The organism is Haloprofundus salilacus (assembly GCF_020150815.1).
Lineage (GTDB): Archaea > Halobacteriota > Halobacteria > Halobacteriales > Haloferacaceae > Haloprofundus > Haloprofundus salilacus.
The window spans coordinates 2,732,145-2,752,554 of the sequence record NZ_CP083723.1 but is presented as its reverse complement, the minus strand read 5'-3'; the positions used below and the strand labels follow the sequence as shown (position 1 = coordinate 2,752,554).

General features: G+C 65.9%; 21 protein-coding genes and 1 pseudogene. 7 read left to right on the top strand and 15 right to left on the bottom strand.

What is annotated here, in order from left to right; all coding sequences use genetic code 11:
* Positions 1 to 24: 24 nt before the first annotated feature.
* On the bottom strand, positions 25 to 768 hold the full coding sequence (locus tag LAQ58_RS14260) for a DNA polymerase sliding clamp (RefSeq protein WP_224448110.1): 744 nt from the start codon (positions 766 to 768) through the stop codon (positions 25 to 27).
* Between the two features lie 211 nt (positions 769 to 979).
* Between LAQ58_RS14260 and LAQ58_RS14255 the strand changes: the two genes are divergently transcribed.
* Both LAQ58_RS14255 and LAQ58_RS14250 read left to right on the top strand, forming a co-directional pair.
* Positions 980 to 1,513 (top strand): hypothetical protein, encoded by a 534-nt coding sequence (locus LAQ58_RS14255; RefSeq protein ID WP_224448109.1) that lies wholly within the window; start codon positions 980 to 982, stop codon positions 1,511 to 1,513.
* A gap of 88 nt (positions 1,514 to 1,601) precedes the next feature.
* Positions 1,602 to 2,372 (top strand): 23S rRNA (uridine(2552)-2'-O)-methyltransferase, encoded by a 771-nt coding sequence (locus LAQ58_RS14250; protein WP_224448108.1) that lies wholly within the window; start codon positions 1,602 to 1,604, stop codon positions 2,370 to 2,372.
* A 43-nt stretch (positions 2,373 to 2,415) separates the two neighbouring features.
* Here the strand turns inward: LAQ58_RS14250 and LAQ58_RS14245 are convergent, their stop codons facing one another.
* The 4 genes from LAQ58_RS14245 to LAQ58_RS14230 form a co-directional block, all read right to left on the bottom strand.
* Positions 2,416 to 2,598: a hypothetical protein gene (locus tag LAQ58_RS14245; protein ID WP_224448107.1), complete on the bottom strand. Its 183-nt coding sequence runs from the start codon at positions 2,596 to 2,598 to the stop codon at positions 2,416 to 2,418.
* Positions 2,599 to 2,685: 87 nt separating this feature from the next.
* Complete coding sequence (locus LAQ58_RS14240; protein ID WP_224448106.1) at positions 2,686 to 3,393, bottom strand: queuosine precursor transporter; 708 nt, start codon at positions 3,391 to 3,393, stop codon at positions 2,686 to 2,688.
* Complete coding sequence (locus LAQ58_RS14235) at positions 3,386 to 3,604, bottom strand: ribbon-helix-helix domain-containing protein (protein WP_224448105.1); 219 nt, start codon at positions 3,602 to 3,604, stop codon at positions 3,386 to 3,388. Before LAQ58_RS14235 ends, LAQ58_RS14240 begins: the two co-directional genes overlap by 8 nt.
* Positions 3,605 to 3,779: 175 nt before the next feature.
* On the bottom strand, positions 3,780 to 5,969 hold the full coding sequence (locus LAQ58_RS14230) for a twin-arginine translocase subunit TatC (RefSeq protein ID WP_224448104.1): 2,190 nt from the start codon (positions 5,967 to 5,969) through the stop codon (positions 3,780 to 3,782).
* A gap of 269 nt (positions 5,970 to 6,238) precedes the next feature.
* On the opposite strand from LAQ58_RS14230, the pseudogene tatC reads away from it, so the two are divergent.
* Positions 6,239 to 6,958 (top strand): annotated as a pseudogene (gene tatC, locus LAQ58_RS14225) (twin-arginine translocase subunit TatC); the annotation flags it as partial.
* Between the two features lie 49 nt (positions 6,959 to 7,007).
* Here the strand turns inward: tatC and LAQ58_RS14220 are convergent.
* Together LAQ58_RS14220 and larE are read right to left on the bottom strand one after the other, a co-directional pair.
* Positions 7,008 to 7,436 (bottom strand): SRPBCC domain-containing protein, encoded by a 429-nt coding sequence (locus LAQ58_RS14220; protein ID WP_224448103.1) that lies wholly within the window; start codon positions 7,434 to 7,436, stop codon positions 7,008 to 7,010.
* 174 nt (positions 7,437 to 7,610) lie between these two features.
* A complete protein-coding gene (larE, locus tag LAQ58_RS14215; protein ID WP_224448102.1) occupies positions 7,611 to 8,516 on the bottom strand; it encodes an ATP-dependent sacrificial sulfur transferase LarE in 906 nt (301 codons plus the stop codon).
* Here larE and LAQ58_RS14210 point away from each other — a divergent pair.
* From LAQ58_RS14210 to LAQ58_RS14200, 3 genes are all read left to right on the top strand, one after another.
* Complete coding sequence (locus LAQ58_RS14210; RefSeq protein WP_224448101.1) at positions 8,515 to 8,982, top strand: hypothetical protein; 468 nt, start codon at positions 8,515 to 8,517, stop codon at positions 8,980 to 8,982. The two genes, larE and LAQ58_RS14210, sit on opposite strands and share 2 nt — an antisense overlap.
* Positions 8,983 to 9,049: 67 nt before the next feature.
* Complete coding sequence (locus LAQ58_RS14205; RefSeq protein WP_224448100.1) at positions 9,050 to 11,068, top strand: MutS-related protein; 2,019 nt, start codon at positions 9,050 to 9,052, stop codon at positions 11,066 to 11,068.
* A gap of 127 nt (positions 11,069 to 11,195) precedes the next feature.
* Positions 11,196 to 12,323, top strand: a complete 1,128-nt coding sequence (locus LAQ58_RS14200) for an ORC1-type DNA replication protein (RefSeq protein ID WP_224448099.1) — start codon at positions 11,196 to 11,198, stop codon at positions 12,321 to 12,323.
* A gap of 23 nt (positions 12,324 to 12,346) precedes the next feature.
* Here LAQ58_RS14200 and LAQ58_RS14195 read toward each other — a convergent pair whose 3' ends face one another.
* The 8 genes from LAQ58_RS14195 to LAQ58_RS14160 form a co-directional block, all read right to left on the bottom strand.
* Positions 12,347 to 12,979: a DUF2238 domain-containing protein gene (locus LAQ58_RS14195; RefSeq protein WP_224448098.1), complete on the bottom strand. Its 633-nt coding sequence runs from the start codon at positions 12,977 to 12,979 to the stop codon at positions 12,347 to 12,349.
* Entirely contained in the window at positions 12,976 to 13,551 is a 576-nt protein-coding gene (locus tag LAQ58_RS14190; protein WP_224448097.1) for a hypothetical protein, read from the bottom strand. The genes LAQ58_RS14195 and LAQ58_RS14190 overlap by 4 nt, the downstream gene beginning before the upstream one ends.
* A gap of 44 nt (positions 13,552 to 13,595) precedes the next feature.
* Entirely contained in the window at positions 13,596 to 13,787 is a 192-nt protein-coding gene (locus tag LAQ58_RS14185; RefSeq protein ID WP_224448096.1) for an SDR family oxidoreductase, read from the bottom strand.
* A 32-nt stretch (positions 13,788 to 13,819) separates the two neighbouring features.
* Positions 13,820 to 14,530 carry an SDR family NAD(P)-dependent oxidoreductase gene (locus LAQ58_RS14180; RefSeq protein ID WP_224448095.1) on the bottom strand — a complete coding sequence of 237 codons (711 nt, stop codon included), beginning with the start codon at positions 14,528 to 14,530 and terminating at the stop codon, positions 13,820 to 13,822.
* A gap of 51 nt (positions 14,531 to 14,581) precedes the next feature.
* A complete protein-coding gene (locus tag LAQ58_RS14175) occupies positions 14,582 to 16,105 on the bottom strand; it encodes an HAD-IIA family hydrolase (RefSeq protein ID WP_224448094.1) in 1,524 nt (507 codons plus the stop codon).
* A 106-nt stretch (positions 16,106 to 16,211) separates the two neighbouring features.
* Complete coding sequence (locus tag LAQ58_RS14170; RefSeq protein WP_224448093.1) at positions 16,212 to 17,168, bottom strand: glycerophosphodiester phosphodiesterase; 957 nt, start codon at positions 17,166 to 17,168, stop codon at positions 16,212 to 16,214.
* A gap of 169 nt (positions 17,169 to 17,337) precedes the next feature.
* Positions 17,338 to 18,714: a CDP-glycerol glycerophosphotransferase family protein gene (locus tag LAQ58_RS14165; protein WP_224448092.1), complete on the bottom strand. Its 1,377-nt coding sequence runs from the start codon at positions 18,712 to 18,714 to the stop codon at positions 17,338 to 17,340.
* 2 nt (positions 18,715 to 18,716) lie between these two features.
* A complete protein-coding gene (locus LAQ58_RS14160) occupies positions 18,717 to 19,505 on the bottom strand; it encodes a sugar phosphate isomerase/epimerase family protein (protein ID WP_224448091.1) in 789 nt (262 codons plus the stop codon).
* A gap of 177 nt (positions 19,506 to 19,682) precedes the next feature.
* Here LAQ58_RS14160 and rpiA point away from each other — a divergent pair, with 177 nt between their 5' ends.
* Positions 19,683 to 20,369, top strand: a complete 687-nt coding sequence (gene rpiA, locus LAQ58_RS14155; RefSeq protein ID WP_224448090.1) for a ribose-5-phosphate isomerase RpiA — start codon at positions 19,683 to 19,685, stop codon at positions 20,367 to 20,369.
* The last annotated feature ends 41 nt before the right edge of the window (positions 20,370 to 20,410 follow it).

Below are 20,410 nucleotides of genomic sequence, written 5' to 3'. Positions count from 1 at the left end.
CCGCGAGAGGCGAGAGGCGGGCGCTCAGTCGCTCTGGATGCGCGGCGCGAGCATGTACGTCACGTGACCCATACCCTCAGCGAATTCGTAGTGAAGCTTCACCGGGAACTCCTCGCCGAGTTCGACGGTGACCTCGGCGTCGGAGGGAATCGCCTTGTTCATGTCCTTGAGGTAGTCGAGGCTGAACAGCGAATCGGCCGGACCGGCGGCGAGGTCGATGAGGTCGTCGCGGCCGAGTTCGAGGTCCACGTCGTCGGTGTCGCCCTGCGCTTCGATGTGGAACGTCTCGGCGTCCTCGTCGACGCGGAGGCCGATGTGGTCCGACACCATGTCGGCGGCTTTGATACCGCGGTCGAGGTGGGTCCCCTCGACGACGATGGTCGCCGGGAGGTCCAGATCCGGGATGTCCGGTTCTTGTCGGATGGAGTCGGGGTCGATGAGCGCGAGCGTGTAGGAGAGGCCCTCTATCTGGATGTGGAGCTTTCGCGTCTCCTCGTCGAGTTCGAGGTGGACGAGGTCGCCCGAGTTCGCCATCCCGGCGATGTCCTCCAGCCGAGAGAGGTTGACGCCGATGACGCCGCCGTCGGCCTCGTAGGACTCGAACGCCGCGGCGTCGAGCGAGAGGTCGACCATCCCCACGTTCGCGGGGTCGACGGCCCGGATGGCGAGTTCGTCCTCGTTGAGTCGAATTTTGCACTCGTCGACCAGCACGCTCACGGAATCGAGCGCGTCCCTGAGTGTCGACGCGCTCACGATGGCCTGAAACATATGTGGCGACGTACGAGAGGGGTATTAAAAATACCCGTGGTTTAGTGCGTGCGCGTGCGCGCATGAGGCCGTCGAGACGACGCGAGACGACGAGATGGCCGATAAGGTGCGGTCCGGTCGAGAGCACCTGACCGTCGCCGAGACGCTTCAGTAGCGCCTGCGTACGCAAGCAATCGAACTGTCTGTCTGTCTCTGGTATCTGATTCACACCATGCCGGAACTCGAAACGTCGCGGCAGCTGTCGCGTGCGGAGGTCGCTGCGTATCTCCGCGAGTTCGCGGACGAACTCGACCGAAAGGACGACACGACCGCTCGACAGCGCGAAGGCGAGGCACAGGGACCCGACACGACCGGTCGAACGACCGATACGCGGACAACGAAGACGAACACCGAGTCGACGCGCACGCCGCCGACAGACACGGTTTCGACGACACCGGACGAGACAGCGGACGCCGCTGATTCGCCGGATGCCACCGACACCGCCGACGTCAACACCGTCGGTACCGCCGACGCCGCAGACGCCACCGGCTCCGACCGACCACACTCGGCGACGGACTACCGCAAAGTGACGTTCCTCGTCGGCAACGACAGCGCGACCATCAACCCGCCGGAGACCGTCTCCTTTGACGTCGCCGTCGACTCCGACTCGTCGCTGATGGAGGCCGGCACCCGCGAACGCGTCGACTTCTCCATCGCATGGAACGCCGACGACGTTCCCGAGGACGACGAACTGCGCATCGAGTAGTCGAGGAGTCGAACCCGAGGAGTCGAGTCGTCGACTCCCTCGCCCCCGAACGAAGGCGTTTACCGGCTTCGCGCGCAACTCCCGGCAAATGGCGCGCAAAGACGAATACTACAACAAGGCCAAACAGCAGGGCTACCGCGCCCGCTCGGCCTACAAACTCCAGCAGCTCGACGAGACGGCGAACCTCCTCGACCGGGGGGCGTCGGTCGTCGACCTGGGGGCCGCCCCCGGCGGGTGGCTGCAGGTCGCCGCCGAGGAGGTCGGTCCCGAGGGGACGGTCGTCGGTGTCGACCTCCAGCGGATCAAATCGCTGGACGCCGACAACGTCGAGACGATTCGCGGCGACATGACTGAGGCGGAGACGAAGGAAAAATTGCTCGAGATCGTCGGCGAGGACGGCGCGGATGTCGTCCTCTCGGACATGGCGCCGAACATGACCGGCGAGTACTCGCTCGACCACGCCCGCTCCGTATATCTCGCTCGTCAGGCGTTCGAGGTGGCGATGGACGTGCTCGACGCCGGCGGCGACTTCGCCGTGAAGGTGTTCGACGGGCAGGATCTCCAGGACCTCAAAGCCGACATCGAACCCGAGTTCCAGTACGTCCGCGAGGTTCGTCCGGAGGCCTCGCGGAAGCAGTCCTCCGAACTCTACCTCGTCGCCAAGGGTCGCATCACCGCGCCCGTCGGCGTCGGCGACGAACTCGACGTGGAAATCACCGACGTCGGGAACGAGGGCGACGGCATCGCCCGAGTTGAGGGGTTCACCCTGTTTGTCGCCGGCGCCGAGGAGGGCGAGACGGTCCGCGTCCGCGTCACCGACGTCAAGCCGAAATTCGGCTTCGCCGAGCGAATCGACTGACGGCGCGTAGCTCGTCCGGGTCGTCCTCCGGTGCGTCAGCCGCTCACTGCAGGACGAGGTCCAGCGCCAACTCGGTGCGACACGTTTTACCTGGCCGGGCCCGCCCGTGGCACCGGCCGACAGCGACGACGTCGCCGAACGACAGATACTGGTTGCAGTTCGGACAGTGGATGCCGCCCTCCATCCAGTCGCTCTCTGTGAGTCGAATACGACGCGTACTCTCCATGACTCCCGTTAGCCACTATCAATGATAAGTGTCGACTCCGTCCCGTGAGATAGTCTCGGGTGGCGACGCGTTCGTCTTTGCGCGTCTCTACGCCGACACCTGATCTCGGTCGCCGTCCGTAGACTGCCGGAGAAGTCCGACAACGGCGTAGACGAACGGCGTGTCCGCCACGGCGATGAGCAGTTTCAGGATGTACTGACCGACGACGAGCGAGATTACGACGGGCACGGGAGTTGCCTCGCCGATGCCCAGCACCGCCGGGGCGACGAGGAAGCCGACAGTGACGAACAACACGGTGTCGAGCGCCTGACTCGTCGCCGTCGACGTGACGTTGCGAAACCAGAGGTGGTCGCCGCTGGTCGCCTCGCGGATACGGTGGAACACGATCACGTCCCAGTTCTGGCTCACGAGGTATGCGACGAGGCTGCCGAGGACGATGTTCGCGCTCGGGGCGAGTACGGCCGCGAACTGGCCGCCGAACGCGGGGTCGAGCGCGGGTGCGGCGATGGTGCCGGCGAGAAGCGCGAGCACGACGAGGTTCATCGCGAAGCCGACGTTCACCATCCGCTGGGCCGCCTCCCGTCCGTAGAGTTCCGAGTAGCAGTCGGAGGCGAAGAACGTCAGCGCGTACGCCAGCGCCGCGCCGGGGAGCGCGAGGCTGTCGCCGACGACCGGCAGCGACGCCGGGAGGTCGAACGCGAGCAGTTTCGCCGCGGTCAACTGCGCAGTGACGAGCGCCGTGACGAACAGGCCGACGAGCGCGACTTCGCCCGTCGCGAGGCGCGACTCACGCACGGTCGTTCCTCGTCTCGTCGCTCGCCGACGCGTCGGTTTTCTCGTCCTCCAACCGGCCGTGCCGGTCGTCTATCTCGTCGAGGAGGTCCAGTGTCTTGCGAATCGACGCCCGGATGGCGTCGCTGCGGTTGACGAACTTCCTGTCGTCGCCGACGTGTTCGTCGAGGTCCGCGAGCAACTCGTCGGGAACCTCGACGCTTATCTTGGCCATACCCGCCATATCGAAGGCGGCCACTTACGTGTTACAGTTTCGCCGACCGCTCGTCGACAGAATCGGACAGCGGCGGCCAGTTTCGTCACCGCCTCTCGGGAGACTCGGCGTCGACCCCCGAAGGCGTTCGGGGCCGCTTCGGGCGTCTCGGGGCTCCTTGGGCGTCGATCCCCGCTCAGGCGTCGCTCGTTCCGGGTGCGGGGGCGAGGTCGCGCCGCCCGCCGAGCGTCAGCACGAACAGCAGGGCGATGCCGATGCCGTAGGCGACCATCAGCGGAATCGTTACCATGAACATCGTGATGATGTCCGCCGGGGTGAACAGCGCCGCGACGGTGAGAAGTCCGACGGTGACCTCCCGCCAGCGCCCGCGCATCCGGCGGTACGAGAGACCGATGGTGTTGAGCAACACCATCAACACCGGGATGTCCGCGAGGATGCCGATACCGGCGGTGGTGAAGAAGATGAGCCAGAAGAAATCCGTGATCTGGTAGCTGATGACGACGTTCGCCGCCAGCGCGTCGGCGGCCAGATACGAGATGACTGCCGGGGCGATGTAGTTGTACCCGAGGTAGAGACCGCCGAGGAGGCCGGCGAGGAGCACGCCGGCCCAGCCGAAGATGACGCTGCGGTGGCCGCGGACGAGGTTCCGGTCGCGGAGGGCGGGCCACGCGAAGTACGCCAGGAGCGGCAGCGTCGCGATGACGGCGACGAGCGTCGAGAACTTCACCTCGAAGATGAGCGCCTCCACGGGGTGCAGCGTGATGACGTTCACCTGGTCGATGTCGAAGGCGGCGGGCATCTGCGAGAGGAAGCCCTCGTAGATATCGCCGATACCCCCGCTGTACAGCCACGCGAACGTGCCCGCGAGGACGAGCATGAACCAACCGATGATGAGGAACGACCGCGAGCGGAGGCTGTCGAGGATGAACGCCACGTCCTTGTAGTAGCCGCCGATGTCGTCCTCGTCGCGCTCGCCGTCGGTGAGTCCCTCCAACAGCGTGCCGCTGGCTCTCGACGCTCTGTCACCCACGTCGTCGTTGACGACGCTGACGCCGTCTTGGCTCTCCGGCTCCTCGTCGCGGGTCGCCTCGGCCTCGTCGAAGCGGTCGAGGATGGCCTGCGCCTTCGCGTTGTCGTCGTTGTCGATGGCGGCGCCGGCGTGGGCCATCGCCTCGTCTTCGGTGAGATCGGCGAACGCCTCCGGCGGGGCCGCGCGGACGCCCGCCGCGTCAAGTTCCGTGAGGTCGATGGCCGCTGGCTCTCCCGCTCGGCCGCCCACTTGCGATCCGGCGGTCGCTTCGATGTCGCGGTAGACGCCGTACAGCATGCCGAGAGTCAGGCCGACGGCGCCCGCGACGGCGGAGTAGACGAGGATCGTCGTCTCCCCAGCGTACGGGAGCTGTTCGGCGACCGGCACCACGCGGTAACTGCTACCGAGCCACGCCAGCGCTCGGTTCAACCGGTCGACGCCGCCGTAGCTGTAGAACGCGTTGACGGTCCCGGCGAACAGTACCGCGAACCCGAGGACGACGTTCCACTGCGAGCGGACGGTCCGCCGGAGGTTTATCTGCTGGCTTCCGCGCTTGGCGGTGACGACGACTTTCGCGAGGTAGAGGCTCGCGCCGTAGAGCACCAGAAGCGGGACGGCCCACATAATCTGGGTGAACGGGTCTGGTGGCGAGAAGAACGCGCCGAAAACGAAGATGAGCACGACCGCGTGCCGCCACTTGTCGCGGAACGTCTCGTACCGGACGATACCGCTGTACGACAGCCCCGTGATAGCCAGCGGCATCTGGGCCGCGAAGCCGAACGAGAGCGTGAGCAGGAAGATAAACTGCGCCCACTTCACGATGGAGTAGCGCGGGGCGAAGCCGACAGAGATGGCGTTGCCCGCGAGGAACTTGAACATTATCGGGAAGAACAGCGAGTAGCCGTACACCAGACCAGCGAAGAACAGCGCCGCCGCCATCAGTCCGAGGACGACGAGCTTCCACAGACTGACGGGCGACTGTGGCCACGCGCCGCGCTCTCGGAGCGCGTCGCGCGAGAAGAAGACGAATATCGGCAGCGCGACGATTATGCCGGCGACGATGCTTATCTTCCCCTGCAGGAGGATGACGTCGAACGGCGTCTGCGCGATGAAACGGACGTTCTCGGCAGTCGCGGCATTCATCCGCGCCTCCGTGACGTTCTTCAGGAACTCCCAGACCCACAGTTGGAGCGCGTAGAACGTCCCGAGAAAACCGATGAGAAAGACGATGAATACCTTCTGGAGGTCTTTCTGGGCCGACCGCAACATCGCGCCGGCCGCTTCCCGCCCCTCCGAGAGCGTCTGGCGGGTATCCTCGTCGAGCGCGCTAGACATACCCGTAGCAAGCCTTCTCGCGGTTATCAATCTTTTCTCACCGACTCGGCGACGCGCAGATGAAAAAGGCCTATAACGTCACCGGAACGTAGTGGAGATGAATGGGCGAGGAAGCGAACTCGACGCCCGGCTTCTCCGAGGTGTCCACGGACTCCACTGTCGAGTCATCAGAGACGGCTGACGCCGACGTTGCGACACCGGAGACCGACGACACCGTGTCTCCCGCGCCGGACGAGCAACACGTCGACGACGGCGGCATCTTCGGCGACGGTCCGGCGTCGGACCAGGAGATGCCGCTCACCGAACACATCGAGGAGATGATGCGCCGACTCGGCGTCGTCTTCCTCTTCGGCGGCATCGCGACGCTCGTCGCGTACCCGTTCGCCGCCGACCTCGTCAACTACCTCTGGGGGTCGTACATCCCGAACCCCGCGCAGAACCGCCCACACGTCTACGGACCGCTCGAACTCATCCTCACGGAACTGAAGGTGGCCGGACTCGCGGGCGTCATCGTCGGCCTCCCCATCTTCGTCTACGAGACGTACCGGTTCATGCGCCCCGGTCTCTATCCGCGAGAGCGCCGCTACTACCTCGCGGCAATTCCCACGAGTCTCGTCCTCGCCGTCGTCGGCGCGGCGTTCTCGCACTTCCTCGTCCTCCCGTTCGTCTTCGACTACTTCACGGTGTACACGACGAGGGCCGTCGAGGTCGCCTTCGCGCTGAAGGACACGTTCAACCTCATCGTCCTGCTGACCGCGTACATGTCCATCGTGTTCCAGATTCCGCTGTTCATCATGCTCGCGGTGATGATGAACCTCGTCACCCGTCTCTGGATGGAGGACAAGCGCCTCCTCTTTTGGGGCGCGTTCGCCGGTATCTCCTTCATCGCGACGCCGGACCCGACGGGGATGGCACCGATCATCGTCGCCGTCACGATGATATTCCTCTTCGAGGGGACGCTGGCGCTGCTTCGCTGGACCGGCAACTGACACCCCTGTCCCGCCCGGACGCTTTTTCGACATCTCGGCCTTCTCTGCCTTACTTCGACTGCGACTCCGCGCGCCGCTTGAGCGCGTCGTTCATCCCGCGTAACCCGTCGTCGAGCGCGCCGCGTTCGGGGAGCACCGCCGTCGCCGCGCCCCGGACGTTCGCTGTCTGTTCGAGACGTGTCCGTCCTGGCGAGAGCGGCTTCAGCCTGAACTCGTGGTCGACGGCGTACGCGCCGGGAATCGGCGAGCGTGCCCGCCAGTGGATGCGTCGATTGGGTTTCACCGCGGTCACTTTCGCGTGGAACTGCATCGGCGAGATGCCTTTCGGGTGAAGCTTCACCGAGAGCTTCGAACCCTGCTTCGGTCGCCCGTCGATGCTGAGCGCCGGGTTCCACGCCTCGTACTCGTCGAAGTTGGTAAGCACGCGCCACACGGCTTTCGGCGGCGCGTCGACTTCTATTGCCTCGGTTTGTTTCATGCGAGGCACCTACTCGCTTCGCGCAGTTCAACCCCGCGAGCGTCGGAACTACTGTCTGTAACGAGGAGGCGACCTTCTCGCGGCGGTACCTCGATCCGGAGAACCTCAGTTTCGGTCGTGCGACGACGACCTTCGGCTCGACGATGCGTGACCGTGCTTGACGACGCTACTGACTCAGTCGTCCTCGCCGACGGGGTACTCCTGTGCGAACACGTCGGCGACGACCGGTTCGTCCGCGCCGTCCTCGTCGTCCCCACCACTTTCGCCGTACGCGTCGTTCGCCGGACTGACGCTCCCCGTGGCGTAGCCGTGGAGGTCCAACGTCACGTGGTCGAACCCGACGTCCGAGAGATGCTCGCGCGCCGCGCGGACGAAGTCGGCGTCGAGCGCCCGCTCGAACTCCGACTCGGCGACTTCGATGCGCGCGAGACCGTCGTGGTCGCGGACGCGGAACTGCGAGAAGCCCCACGTCCGGAGCAGTCGCTCGGCCTTCTCGACGCGGGTCAGTCGCTCCTCGGTCACTTCGAGTCCGGTCGGAATTCGCGAGGAGAGACACGCCATCGACGGTTTCTCTGCGACCGAGAGACCGTACCGGTCGGCGATTTCGCGTACCTCCACCTTCGTCACGTCGTGGACCAGAAGCGGCGAGAACACTTCGAGTTCTTTCACTGCGCGCAGTCCCGGCCGGTGGCCCTCACCGGGGTCGGAGGCGTTCGTCCCATCGCAGACGGTGTCGATGCCGAGGTCGCGGGCCGTCTCGTACATCTTGCCGAGGCGCATCGTCCGGCAGTGGTAGCACCGCTCGCCGTCGTTGGCGACGAAGTCGGGGTTGTCGAGTTCGGAGAACTCCACGAGCTCGTGGCGGATGCCGATCTCGTCGGCGACGCGCACCGAGTCGTCCAGCTCTTCGGCCGGAAGCGTCTCGCTCTTGGCGGTGCAGGCGACCGCGTCGTCGCCGAGAGCGTCGTACGCGAGCGCGGCGACGACGCTCGAATCGACGCCGCCGGAAAACGCGACGACGACGCCGTCGCGGTCGGCGAGGTCGTCGATGACCGCATCGACTTTCGCATCGAGGTCCATGACCGTCGTTGGCCGCGCCACGTCAAAAGCCCGTTGTCCCCGGCACGTCGGCGACGAGCCTCGAATCCCGTCCGCGGACCTACTACTGAAGACGCTCGACGCGGACTACTCTCGCGGAGTCATGACCGACTACGAGCTACACGAACCAGAGTTCTCGGGGACGACAGAGGAGGAGTGGGACGCGCCGCAGGAGAACGATTTCGACACCGACGACCTCTCGGAGATAGCCGACCACTTTCTGCTCTCCACCTCCGGATTTCCGCCGGAGAACTTCACCGACCTCAAACTCCCGGTCGTCGACCCCGACGGCAATCTGAACAAGCGTGCGCTCCAGACGGCAAAGAGCGGCGGGCACGGCGTCGGCGCCATCGACGATATCGATGAGGAGACGAAATCCGACACCGAAGACCTCGTAGACGAACTGGCGAACGAGAACTTCGAGGACGCCGACTTCAGCGACGACTGAGCGCCGACACTCGGAGTTGGGTAGCTCCGCGAACGTTTTTATCACCCGGCGCGGTAATCGGGGCCGAATGGAGTTCGAGGCCATCCCGGGCGTCGGCGAGAAGACGGCGGCGTCGCTCGCCGAGCTCGACGACGCCGAGCGGGCGCTCAGAGACGGCGACGTGGCGGCGCTATCGCGCGCTCCGGGAATCACGGAGGGTCGCGCAGCGGCCATCGCGCGGGCGGCCATCCAGGCGGAACACGGCGACGACGGCGACTTTCTCGCGACCGATCGCGCCCGCGAACTTTACCGCGACGTGCTCGGCCTGCTCCAAGACCGCGCAGTCACAAAGTACGCAGAGAAGCGACTCGAAACGCTGTTTCCGACCGCCTCCGAGTCGCGAATCGAGGAAGTTCGCACGTTCGTCGAGTCGGCGCTCGAACGCACCACCGACCCGGCGGTCCTCGACGCCCTCGCCGACGTGGAGGCGCTCCGTTCGCCGCCGAACCTCCGGGTCCGCGAGCGCTGTCTCGCGACGGTCGACGCCGAGCGGTACGCGGAGGCGAAAGCGGCGTTTCCGGAACTGTCGGTCGAAATCGTCGAGGACGCCCAGGGGTTGGCCGAACTCGCCCGATCGTACTCGACAGTCGTCGCCCTCGACGAGGCGTTCGCGGGCGTCGACGTCGACGGCGACGTGCGTGTCCGCCCGGACGCAGCCGACCACCCCGAGGAGATAGTGCCCGAGCGCCTCTTGGCCTTCTTCGCCGCCAACCGCGAGCGACTGCTCGCGGCCGTCGCGGTCCACGAGGCCGCCGGACTCGACCCGGCCTGTCCGCCCGGCGACCTCCGCGACGCGCTGGCGCGCGTCGACGAGAGCGGCGAACTCGTCGGCGACGAGGAACTCGACCGCCTGACCGCCGCCGTCGACGACCTCGACGCCGCCGTTTCGACCGCCGAGTCCGCGGCCAACGATCACCTCAGAAACGCCATCAGCGAGCAGGACGTGACCATCCAGGGCCAGGACTTCCTCTCACTGGTCGAACAGGGCGCGCGCGTCGACAGCCTCCTCTCGCGCGAACTCGCCGACGAGTACGACACCGCCGTCGAGACGGCCCGAGAACACCTCGCGGACGCGCTCTCGCTGGAGGAAGGCGAGTACGACCTCGCCGAACGCGTCTTCGGCGGCGACCCCACGTTCCCGGTCGGCCACAACGAGGAGGCCGTCTCCCGCCTCCGAACCGAACTGAAAGCCGGTCGCGACCGGCGCGCAGCGACGCTGAAAGCCGATCTCGCCGACGACCTCGCGGCGCTCAGAGAGCCCGTCGAGACGCTCGTCGCCGACGCGCTGGAACTCGACGTGGAACTCGCCGTCGCCCGATTCGCCGACGACTTCGACTGCGTGCTCCCCAAATTTGGAGGGACGGGGTTCGAATTCGAGGGCGGCCGTTCTCCCCTGCTGGACGTACCGTTCGAGGCAGTCGACCCCGTCGACTACGGCGTCTCCGGGGTAACGTTGCTGTCGGGCGTCAACAGCGGCGGGAAAACGTCGACGCTCGACCTGGTCGCCGTTATCGTCATCCTCGGGCAGATGGGGCTTCCCGTCCCGGCCGAGCGTGCCCGCCTCGAACGCGTCTCCGAACTGCACTACTACGCGAAGAGTCAGGGGACGCTCGACGCGGGCGCGTTCGAGAGCACGCTCCGCGAGTTCGCGACGCTCACCCACGGCGCGTCCGGCCGCCTCGTCCTCGTCGACGAACTGGAGAGCATCACTGAACCCGGCGCGAGCGCCCGAATCATCGCCGGGATTCTGGAGGCGCTCGACGAACAGGGGACGACGGGCGTGTTCGTCTCCCACCTCGCCGACGAGATCCGCGAAGCGGCCGACTTCGCTGTCGCCGTCGACGGTATCGAAGCCGTGGGTCTCGTCGACGGCGAACTCCGGGTGAACCGCTCGCCCGTCAAAGGCCACCTCGCGCGCTCGACACCCGAACTCATCGTCGAGAAGTTGGCCGGCGAGGCCCGAGACGACGCCGAACGGGCGAACGGCCGCGGCGATGAAGCGGTGTCCCGGCGCGGATTCTACGCGCGTCTGCTGGAGAAGTTCTGACCGACGGCCTGACATTCTCTTTCGGCTAACTGTCGTCGAAGCCGCTTTCGAGGTGGGTCGCGGCCAGTTTCACTTTCACTCCGGGGTTGGCAAACGGTTAAGTAGCCGCCGAAGCGTGGTGAAAGTGATGGCTGACGACCCCGACGGGGGGATGCTCTCGTGGGACGAGACGGTGTTCCGGGACGAACACGTCTTCGAGATCGATTACGTTCCAGAGACGTTCCACCACCGCGAGAGCCAACTGCAGAGCCTGCAGTACGCGCTTCGTCCGGCCGTTCGTGGCGCGCGCCCGCTTAACACGATGGTTCGCGGCCCGCCGGGAACCGGGAAGACGACGGCCGTCCAGAAACTGTTCGGCGAGCTCCGCGGCCAGACGGACGTGCGAACTGTTCGGGTCAACTGTCAGGTGGACTCGACGCGCTACGCCGTCTTCTCGCGCCTCTTCGAGAGCATCTTCGAGTACGAACCCCCGTCGTCGGGAATCTCTTTCAAGAAACTCTTCGGACAGATCACCGACCGACTGGTCGAGGAGGACGACGTGCTCGTCGTCACGCTCGACGACGTGAACTACCTGTTCTACGAGAACGAGGCGTCCGACACGCTGTACTCGCTGCTCCGCGCGCACGAGGCGCACAGCGGCGCCCGGATCGGCGTCATCATCATCTCTTCGGATCTCTCGCTCGACATCATGGACGAGCTGGACACGCGCGTCCAGAGCGTCTTCCGGCCCGAAGAGGTGTACTTCCCCGTCTACGACATCGACGAAATCGTCGACATCCTCCGCGAGCGCGTCCGTCTCGGCTTCCACGACGGCGTCATCGGCGACCCCGAGCTCGACCGCGTCGCGGAACTCACCGCTGAGAGCGGTGACCTGCGCGTCGGCATCGACTTACTCCGCCGCGCGGGGTTGAACGCCGAGATGCGCGCCAGTCGGACGGTCACCCTCGACGATGTCGAGCAGGCCTACGACAAGTCGAAGTACGTTCACCTTTCGCGCAGTCTGCGCGGACTCTCGGACTCCGAGCGCGCGCTCGTCGAGGTGCTCGCCGAACACAACGGCGAGCAGGCGGGCGAGGTGTTCGAGGCGTTCCACGCCGACACCGGACTCGGCTACACGCGCTACTCGGAGATAATCAACAAACTCGACCAACTCGGCGTCATCGAGGCGAGTTACGCCAACGTCGAGGGACGCGGCCGCTCGCGGACGCTGACGCTCTCGTACGACCCCGACGCTGTCTTGGACCGTCTCGACTGAGCCTTCCAGCCGTATCTCGATTCTCACTCGTCCATCTCGCGGGCCAGCGCCGCCGGGAATCGAGTTCTGACCTCGCGGACGAGCAGGGCGACGACCACCGCCCCGGCGCCGTTCGAGGCGAAATCCAGCGCGATGTCGCGGACGCCGTGAATCGCCAGGTACGCCTGCCCGCCGAACACCCGCGCCGCCACCTCCGTCGAGAACTCCATTATCTCCCATAAAACGCCGAACGCGAGTACGAAGATGAACATGTAGACGTAGACGAACTCCTCGGGGAACTCAACCTCGTCGGAGTGGAGTTCGAGCGCCCGCGTGACCGCGTAGCCGGACCCGGCGACGACGCTGCCGGAGAGCACGTGCGTCAGTTGGTCGTACCAGCCGAAGGCGTCGTACAAGCCGATCATCCCGAGCGTGTGGAGGAACACCGCTGTCGTCACCCACAGCGTCAACCCAGCGTTCATCGGCAAGCCGTAGTCGCGGCGCAGTACTCCCGGAAGAAAGGTGATGAGGAGCGGAAGCGTTCCGTTGACGACGAGTCCGAACTGTCCTCTGACGACCCCGTATACGGCGATACCGAGCAAAACGACCTGCATCAGCCGCGCCGTGCCGCGCTGGTAGGCCGGCGGGATGCCGAGACGCTCCGTGAGCACCGTCATCGGCGTTCACCACCGCCGAGGCGACGCTCGACGCCCTCGTCGACGGCCTCGTGAAAGCCGTACTCGAAGACGACGCCGACGATGACGCCGACGGCCGTCGCGCCGACGAGTTCCCACATTACGGGGTCGACACCGCCGAGGTACGACGTTCCGAAGAATGCGTCCGAGGCCCAGCGTAGCACCGTCCAGACGGCGCCGACTGCCATCGTCGTCGTGGCGACGAACGCCGCCGAGAACCGCGGCGACATCTCCACTTCGGTGAACGCCTCCAGATCGACGACGAGGATGAGCGTCACGGCGACGACCCAGAGATACGTCGAGACGACGTCGAACGGCGTGAACCGCTGTCCGACTGCCGCGACGACCGCCAGTCCGACGACGCTCCACGGAAGTGTTGCGCGTCGCTCCCGAGTGAGGAGCGCCGGAGCGGCGGCCAACAGCGCCGAGAGGAACGCGAACGTCGTCGTCGCGTCCGCGCCGCTTCTGAGCCCCACGACGCCCACCGCGACCAGAGCGGCGACCAGCAGCCACGAGACGGCGATCTCCACTTCGCTCCTCGTTCGACCGAGCATGGTGGCACGTTCGGTCGCCACCCGTGTAATTTCCCCGCCGATTCTCACTGCGTGTTCGACAGGCCGCCGTCGACGACGATGGACTCGGCGGTGACGGAGTTCGAGAGGTCGCTGGCGAGGTAGAGCGCCACGTCGGTGACGTCTTCGGGTTGGTCGGAGCGTCCTGCCGGGATCTGTTTCGTGAACTCCGGTTCGCTCACAGAGCCGAGTATCGGCACGTCCCTGGTCACGAGCACCGGCGAACCGCGCTGAACGACCCCGCGACGCGCTAGAACTCCTCGACGTGCGGGCGTAAGTCGAGTTCGAGCGTCCACGCGCTCTCGTCCTGTTCGACGAGGTGCCAGTAGCTGTCGGTGATGGCGTCGGGGTCGAGATACTTTTCGGGACTCTCGACTTCGCGAGTCGGGGGCAGAATCCCGCCGTCGATGACGACGTGTGCGACGTGAATCCCCCGCGGTCCGAGTTCTCTGGCCATCGACTGTGCCATCCCGCGGGCGGCGAACTTCGCCGACGAGAACGCGAGCGCGCCGCCGCGACCCCGAACTGCCGACGTCGCGCCCGTGAAGATGACCGTTCCGCCGTCGCCGTCGAGCATGTCCCCGACTGCCTCCTGCGAGCAGAGGAACGCGCCGCGGGCGCTTACGTCGAGCGCCCGCTCGAACTCCTCGAGTGAGAGTTCGAGCAGCCCTTTCCACGACCCGCCGCTGGCGTGGTTGACGAGCACGTCGACGGGACCGAACGCCTCCCGGACGGTCTCGAACCCCGATTCTATCGATTCGGGGTCAGCGAGATCCGTCGGAACTGCGAGCGCCTCGCCCCCGTTGTCCCCGTCGTCGTCGTTCAGTTCTTCGGCGAGGTCGTCGATGTACGACTCGCTCCGCGCGAACAACGCGACTCGACAGCCCTCGTCGACGAAGCGTCTGGCGACCGACGCGCCGAGACCGGGACCGACACCGGCGATGACGACCGTTCGTGACATACCGAGGGTACGGACCCGGCGTCCAAAGCGTTACAGGTACGAGCCGAGTCCTCAGAGGAACTCCGAGAGCGTCGCTATCGACGGCGCGACCAACGACGGGACGATGTCACTTGCCTCGACGTCGGCGCGGTCCGCGTCGCCGGTGAGCAGGCAGACGGACTCGCAGCCGATTCGGTCGGCCATCCTGAGCTCGGTTTCGAGTCGGTCGCCGACGACGACCACGTCTTCGGGTTCGTAGCCGTACTCCTCCATCGTCGGGAGGAGCATCTGTGGACTGGGTTTGCCGAAGACGTGCGCCGGCGGGCGACCGACGGCCGTCTCGACCAGCGCGCCGATGGAACCGCAGTCGGGAATCGGTCCCTCGTCGGTCGGACAGACCGCGTCCGGGTGTGCGAGTATGAACTCGGCCCCGTTGTTGATCGCGAGCGTCGCGCGGCGAACTTTCTCGTAGGTGAGTTCGGTGTCGAAGCCGACGACGACGTGCGTCGGGTCATCGGACTCGGCGGCGAACCCCCGTTCACGAAGGGCGTCGCGCATCGCCTCGGTGCCGACGACGTACGTTTCGTCGGTGCCGACCGATTCGAGGTAGTCGATGACGCCGTCCGTCGAGAGGATGACTGACTCCGGCGTCGCCGAGATGCCCAGTTTCCGGAGTTTCTCGACGTAGCCCGGTTTCCACCGCGAGGAGTTGTTCGAGAGGAAGAACACGTCGACGCCCGCCTCGCGGAGTTCGGCGACGACTTCCGCCGCGCCGCCGATGAGTTCGTCGCCGAGGTAGACGGTCCCGTCGAGGTCGAAGAAGACCGCCCGCTTCTCGCCGAGGTCGCCCAGCGACGCGAACCGCCGGTCGGCCTCCGCGAGGTCGTCGAGGTTGTCGATTTCGACCCAGCGCGCTCCCGCGATGTCAACGGGTTCGACGTCGAAGCGGCCGCTCTGAAGCAGTCGGTCGATGGCGAGCTCGGTCCACCCGCCGTACTCGCCGTGCTGTTCGACGCTGCGCTCTATCTCGTCGAACAACGCCGCCGAGAACGTCTCGGAGAACCGATACACGTCAATGGAGACCGCGTGGGCTTCGGAACTCGTGTGCTCCTTCGAGATGCCCGAGATGCAGTCGCGTTCGTCGGCGGTCACCTTCATCGCCTCCTCGGAGAACAGCGAGGTGTCGCAGGCGATGGCGCTGTCGCCGTCGACGGCCGCTAGTTGCTCGACCACCTCGGGTTCGAACACCACGTCGCCGTTGCTCAGGAAGAACGACTCGCCGTCGAGGAGCGGTTCGACGAGCGACAGCGAGTACATGTTGTCCGTGTTGGCGTACACCTCGTTTTCGACGACGGTGACCGAGAACTCCTCGTAGTCGGCGGCGATGCTCTCGGCCAGCGCCCGCGTCTTTTCGCTCAGATAACCAGCGACGACGACTACCTCGTCGAGACCCGCCTCGGCGTATGCGCGCAGTTGGTACTCTAGAATCGGCGTGCCGTCGACGGTGACGCTACACTTCGGCTTGCGAAGCGTGATCGGTCGGAGTCGAGAACCGATGCCCGCAGCGAGAATGACTGCACTATTCGGAAATGTCATTCTCTGTGTGTACCACGGCCGGGACAATAAATGAGGATTAATACTAGTTGGAATTAAAAATGCAGAAGTAAGTCGTCGAATAGCGACCTACGTCGTCGATGACCATTCACCGGACCGACGTGTCCGGCGAGTTCGGCTGCTGGTTCGCCGGTGCCGCGTCGGTCGCCTTCGGGCGTTCTGACCGCTTCGAGCCGTAGTGTAGTAGGTTCGGGTAGTCGGCGATGATTCCGTCGACGCCCGCCTGCCGGAGCTGGTCCGCCTGATACCAACTCTCGACGGTCCACGCGTTGACCCGACGGCACTCCTCGTGGGCGATGTCGACGAGATCTACCGGGTCGAACGGTCCGGCGTGGTAGTCGGCGTTGAACAGTTCGGTGCCGTACACCATGTTCCACGGGACGTGCAGCACTTCGCAGTCGTGTCGTCTGGCGGTGCGAAAGCCCGCTTCGATATCGTCCCAGAACACCGTCGCGATGGGGACCGAGGCGTCCAGTTCTCGGACGGCGGCGAGCGCTCCCTCGTGGAACGACGACACCAGCGTCTCGTGGGGGTGGTCGGCCAGAACCGAGAGCGTGCGTTCGACGAACGGCTCCCACACCTCGCACCGAGCGTCGAGTTCGCCGGCGTCGAGCGCGCCGTAGTGAACGTCCTCGACACCGGGGTTCTTTAACTCGACGTTGACGCCGACGTCCAGCGGAATCAGGTCGAGTATCTCGCCGAGCAGCGGCACCGACTCGCCCGTACCGAGTACGTCAAATCTGCGGAGTGTCTCGTACGGCGTCTCCCACACTTTCCGGTCGGCCAGCGCCGTCGGCGCGTTCGTCAGACGGCCGAGTTCGGTGTCGTGGAAGACGACGACTTCCCCCGTCGCCGTCGGCATCACGTCGAGTTCGACGACGTCGGCTTGCGGCGTCATCGTCGTCCCTTCGACATCGACGCCGACCGCGCGCCCGAACGCCGCCCGCGTGTTCTCGGGGTAGACGCCCGCGAACCCGCGGTGAGCGATGAGCGACACGTCAGCCTCCGTTTCGACCGTCGTTGCCTGTCCTGCTAGCTGTGCCATGCGTTCGTGTTCGAAGTGTGTACCGTCATGTACATCAAACTATCTCCGTTCATATACATACCTCTACTAGATAACAATATATCTCCGGAGCGTTTCGGCCGCCACGACCCGCCATCCCGGTTCACACCCGGTCTCATTCGCACGCTGTTCTCTATCTTTCGGTCGACTGTCAGCCACGTAGCTCTCTCACCGCCTCGTACACCGCGTCAGCGTAGCCGCCGCCGTTCTCGTCGAAGAACCGGTCGCGAACGGCGCGACGCTCGGCCGCGTGGTCGTCGTCGCCGTCGAGCGCCGTCGCCAGCGCGTCGAGTAGTTCGTCGAACTCCCGCGCGGTCGGGCCGGGCGACAGTTCCTCGTAGTCATAGTAGAACCCCCGCTCGGCGCGGTACACCTCCAGGTCGTACGCGTATCGAATCACCGGCCTGTCGAGCAGCAGGTAGTCGAACAGCACCGACGAGTAGTCGGTAATCAGGCCGTCCGTCGCCGGCAGGAGTGGATACACGTCGACGCCTGCGGGGAGTTCGAGCAGGCGGTCGAACGCCGAGAGATCGGCGTCCAGTCGCTCCTTCGGGTGGAGCTTGACGACGAGGTAGGCGTCGCGCTCGGCCAACACTGCGTCGAGCGCCGCGAAGTCGACGTGCTCGGACGCCTGCGCCGACGGGTCCTCACGGAACGTCGGCATGTAGAGCCACACGTCGTGGTCGTCGGCGAGTCGCCGGATTCGGTCCAACTCCGTCTCGTCGGTGCAGAGCGTCGCGCCCGGAACCGACTCGAAGAACACGTCAGTTCGCGGATAGCCCGTCACGACCAGTCTGTCGTCGGGGAGACCGAATCCCGTCCGAAACGCCTCGCGCGCGCCCGACCCGGTGAGCGAGACGAGGTCGTACTGGTCGTAGAGGTAGCGCGAGAGCGCCTGCACGGGTCGGGGGCGTTCGGCCAGTTCGGCGTCCCACGAGATGCGCTTCAGTGGGACGCCGTGCCACAGCATCACGAGCGTCGCGCCGCCGACGGCGAAGCGGTTCACGTCCTTGAGGTTGTGGGTCAGAAAGACGGTTCCGGCGCGGAGTTGCAGCCAGATACCGCGCGGCGAGAACGCGTGGTACGCCTCGTAACCGTGCGCCTGGAGTTCGCGGACGATCGCTCGATTTTTGGTCACCCAGACGGGCCGCACGTCGGGTTTGTCGGCAGCGACCGAGAGGTAGAGATACTTGCTGTTCTCGCAGAAGTCGGTACCGCCGCGCGCGCCGAACACCCACAGCGAGTCGTCGCGGCCGACGCGCCGCGTGACCGCACCGACGACGGCGACGGCGACCGCCTCGAAGAACAACGAGACGTAGTAGAGCAACCGCCGGGGGCGACTCCGACTGTCCGTCCGACTCCCGGCCCGTTCATCGCTCGTTTCGTCGATTACGCTCGTTTCGCCAGTCCCGCCGCACTCTTCAGCCTCGTCGCGCTCGTCGGCGTCGCCGCACTCGTCGGCTTCGCTCGTCTCGAATGCGTCGCGTCCGCCCGCTACTCCCTCGGGCGGCGACCCCTCGTCCCGCATTCTCAGGCGAGAACCTCGTCCAGTTTTCGTTTGCTGAGTTCGAGGTAGTCGGCGTCGAACGTGTACACTTCCGCGGAGACGGTTCCCGTCCAGTCGTCGAGAAGCGGCGCGAGAATCGCCTCGAACTCCGTGGTGCCCGACCCGGTCGGGACGTGTTCGTCCTTCGCGCCGCGGGCGTCGTTGACGTGAACGTGCGAGACGCGGTCGCGGTGGTCGTCTAAAAAGGCCGCTGACGCATCGGCGTCCATCCCGTCGACGCGGGCGTGGCCCGTGTCGAACGTCATCGACGCGTCGGTCTCCTCGAAGACGCGGTCGAACTCGTGGACGGTGAACGAGACGCCCGGGAGGTTCTCGACGCACACCTCGACGCCAACTTCTCCGCCGTGGTCGTCCAACTGGCGCACCGCGTCGAGCATCCGCGGGTGGGTCGTCTCGGCGTCCCACTCGGGGTACGTCGCGTGCGTACTCGCGTGGAGGACGGCCTTCTCCGCGCCCATCTCCGCGGCCGCGTCGAGACACGCGCGGTGTTCCGCCAGCGCGGCGTCCCGAACGTCGTCGCGCGGAGTTCCGAGGTCCAAGTCGACGAACGGCAGGTGGACGAGTAAAGCGAGGTCTGCGTCTTCGACGGCGTCGACGAACGATTCGCGGTCCAGTCTGCGGCGCTCGGTCGCGCCGTCCATGTACAGTTCGAGAAAGTCGAAGCCGAACGTGTCGGCCTGTTCGACGGCTTCGGAGGCAGTCACGTCGCCCGTGTGTGTCTGCGTGACGAATCCGGTCCTGATGTCGGTCATTGACTGTCCAGCCGTGTTTTCGCGCCCGGCCATATAGGTCAGACGGTTGACTACTTGTCGGTATCGAAGACTGACTCCCCTTCCGGAGTGTTTGTTACGTGCAACTCACTCCAACGAGCTACATTCGTTGGCACCGAACCCCGGAGCGTTTTTGCTGCCGTCGCCGAAGCCTCACCCATGAAGACGACGGGCGGGAGCGACGAGGCGAAGCGACGCGCGGGCGAGAGTGCGGCCGACCTCGTGACCGACGGGATGGTCGTCGGTCTCGGTACGGGGAGCACCGCGGCGCACGCGATTCGCGCGCTCGGCCGGAAGGTAGACGCCGGACTCGACGTGCGCGGCGTACCGACGTCGTTCGCTTCGCGGGAGCTCGCCCGCGAGGTCGGCGTGCCGCTCGTCACGCTCGACGACGTGGACGCCGTGGACCTCGCCATCGACGGCGCGGACCAGGTCGCAGGGTTCGACCTCGTGAAGGGCGGCGGCGCGGCACACGCCCGCGAGAAGGTGGTCGACGCGTTCGCCGACCGATTCGTCGTCGTCGCCGACCCTTCGAAAGTCGTCGAGACGCTCTCACACCCGGTTCCGGTCGAGGTACTGCCCGACGCGCGGTCGACGGTCGCCGCCGCCGTCGCCGACGCCGGCGGCGAGCCGACGCTCCGCGAGGCCGACCGCAAGGACGGGCCGGTCGTCACCGACAACGGCAATCTGGTACTGGACTGCGACTTCGGCGAGGTGCAGGATAGCGCGGCGCTGTCGCGGACGCTCTCGGCGGTGCCGGGCGTCGTCGAACACGGCCTGTTCGTCGGACTCGCCGACGAGATACACGTCGGCACCGAGGACAGCGTGCGAGTCGAGACATCGTAGTCACTCCCCGTTTAGCCGATTTCGGCCGCGAACGCTGTCGC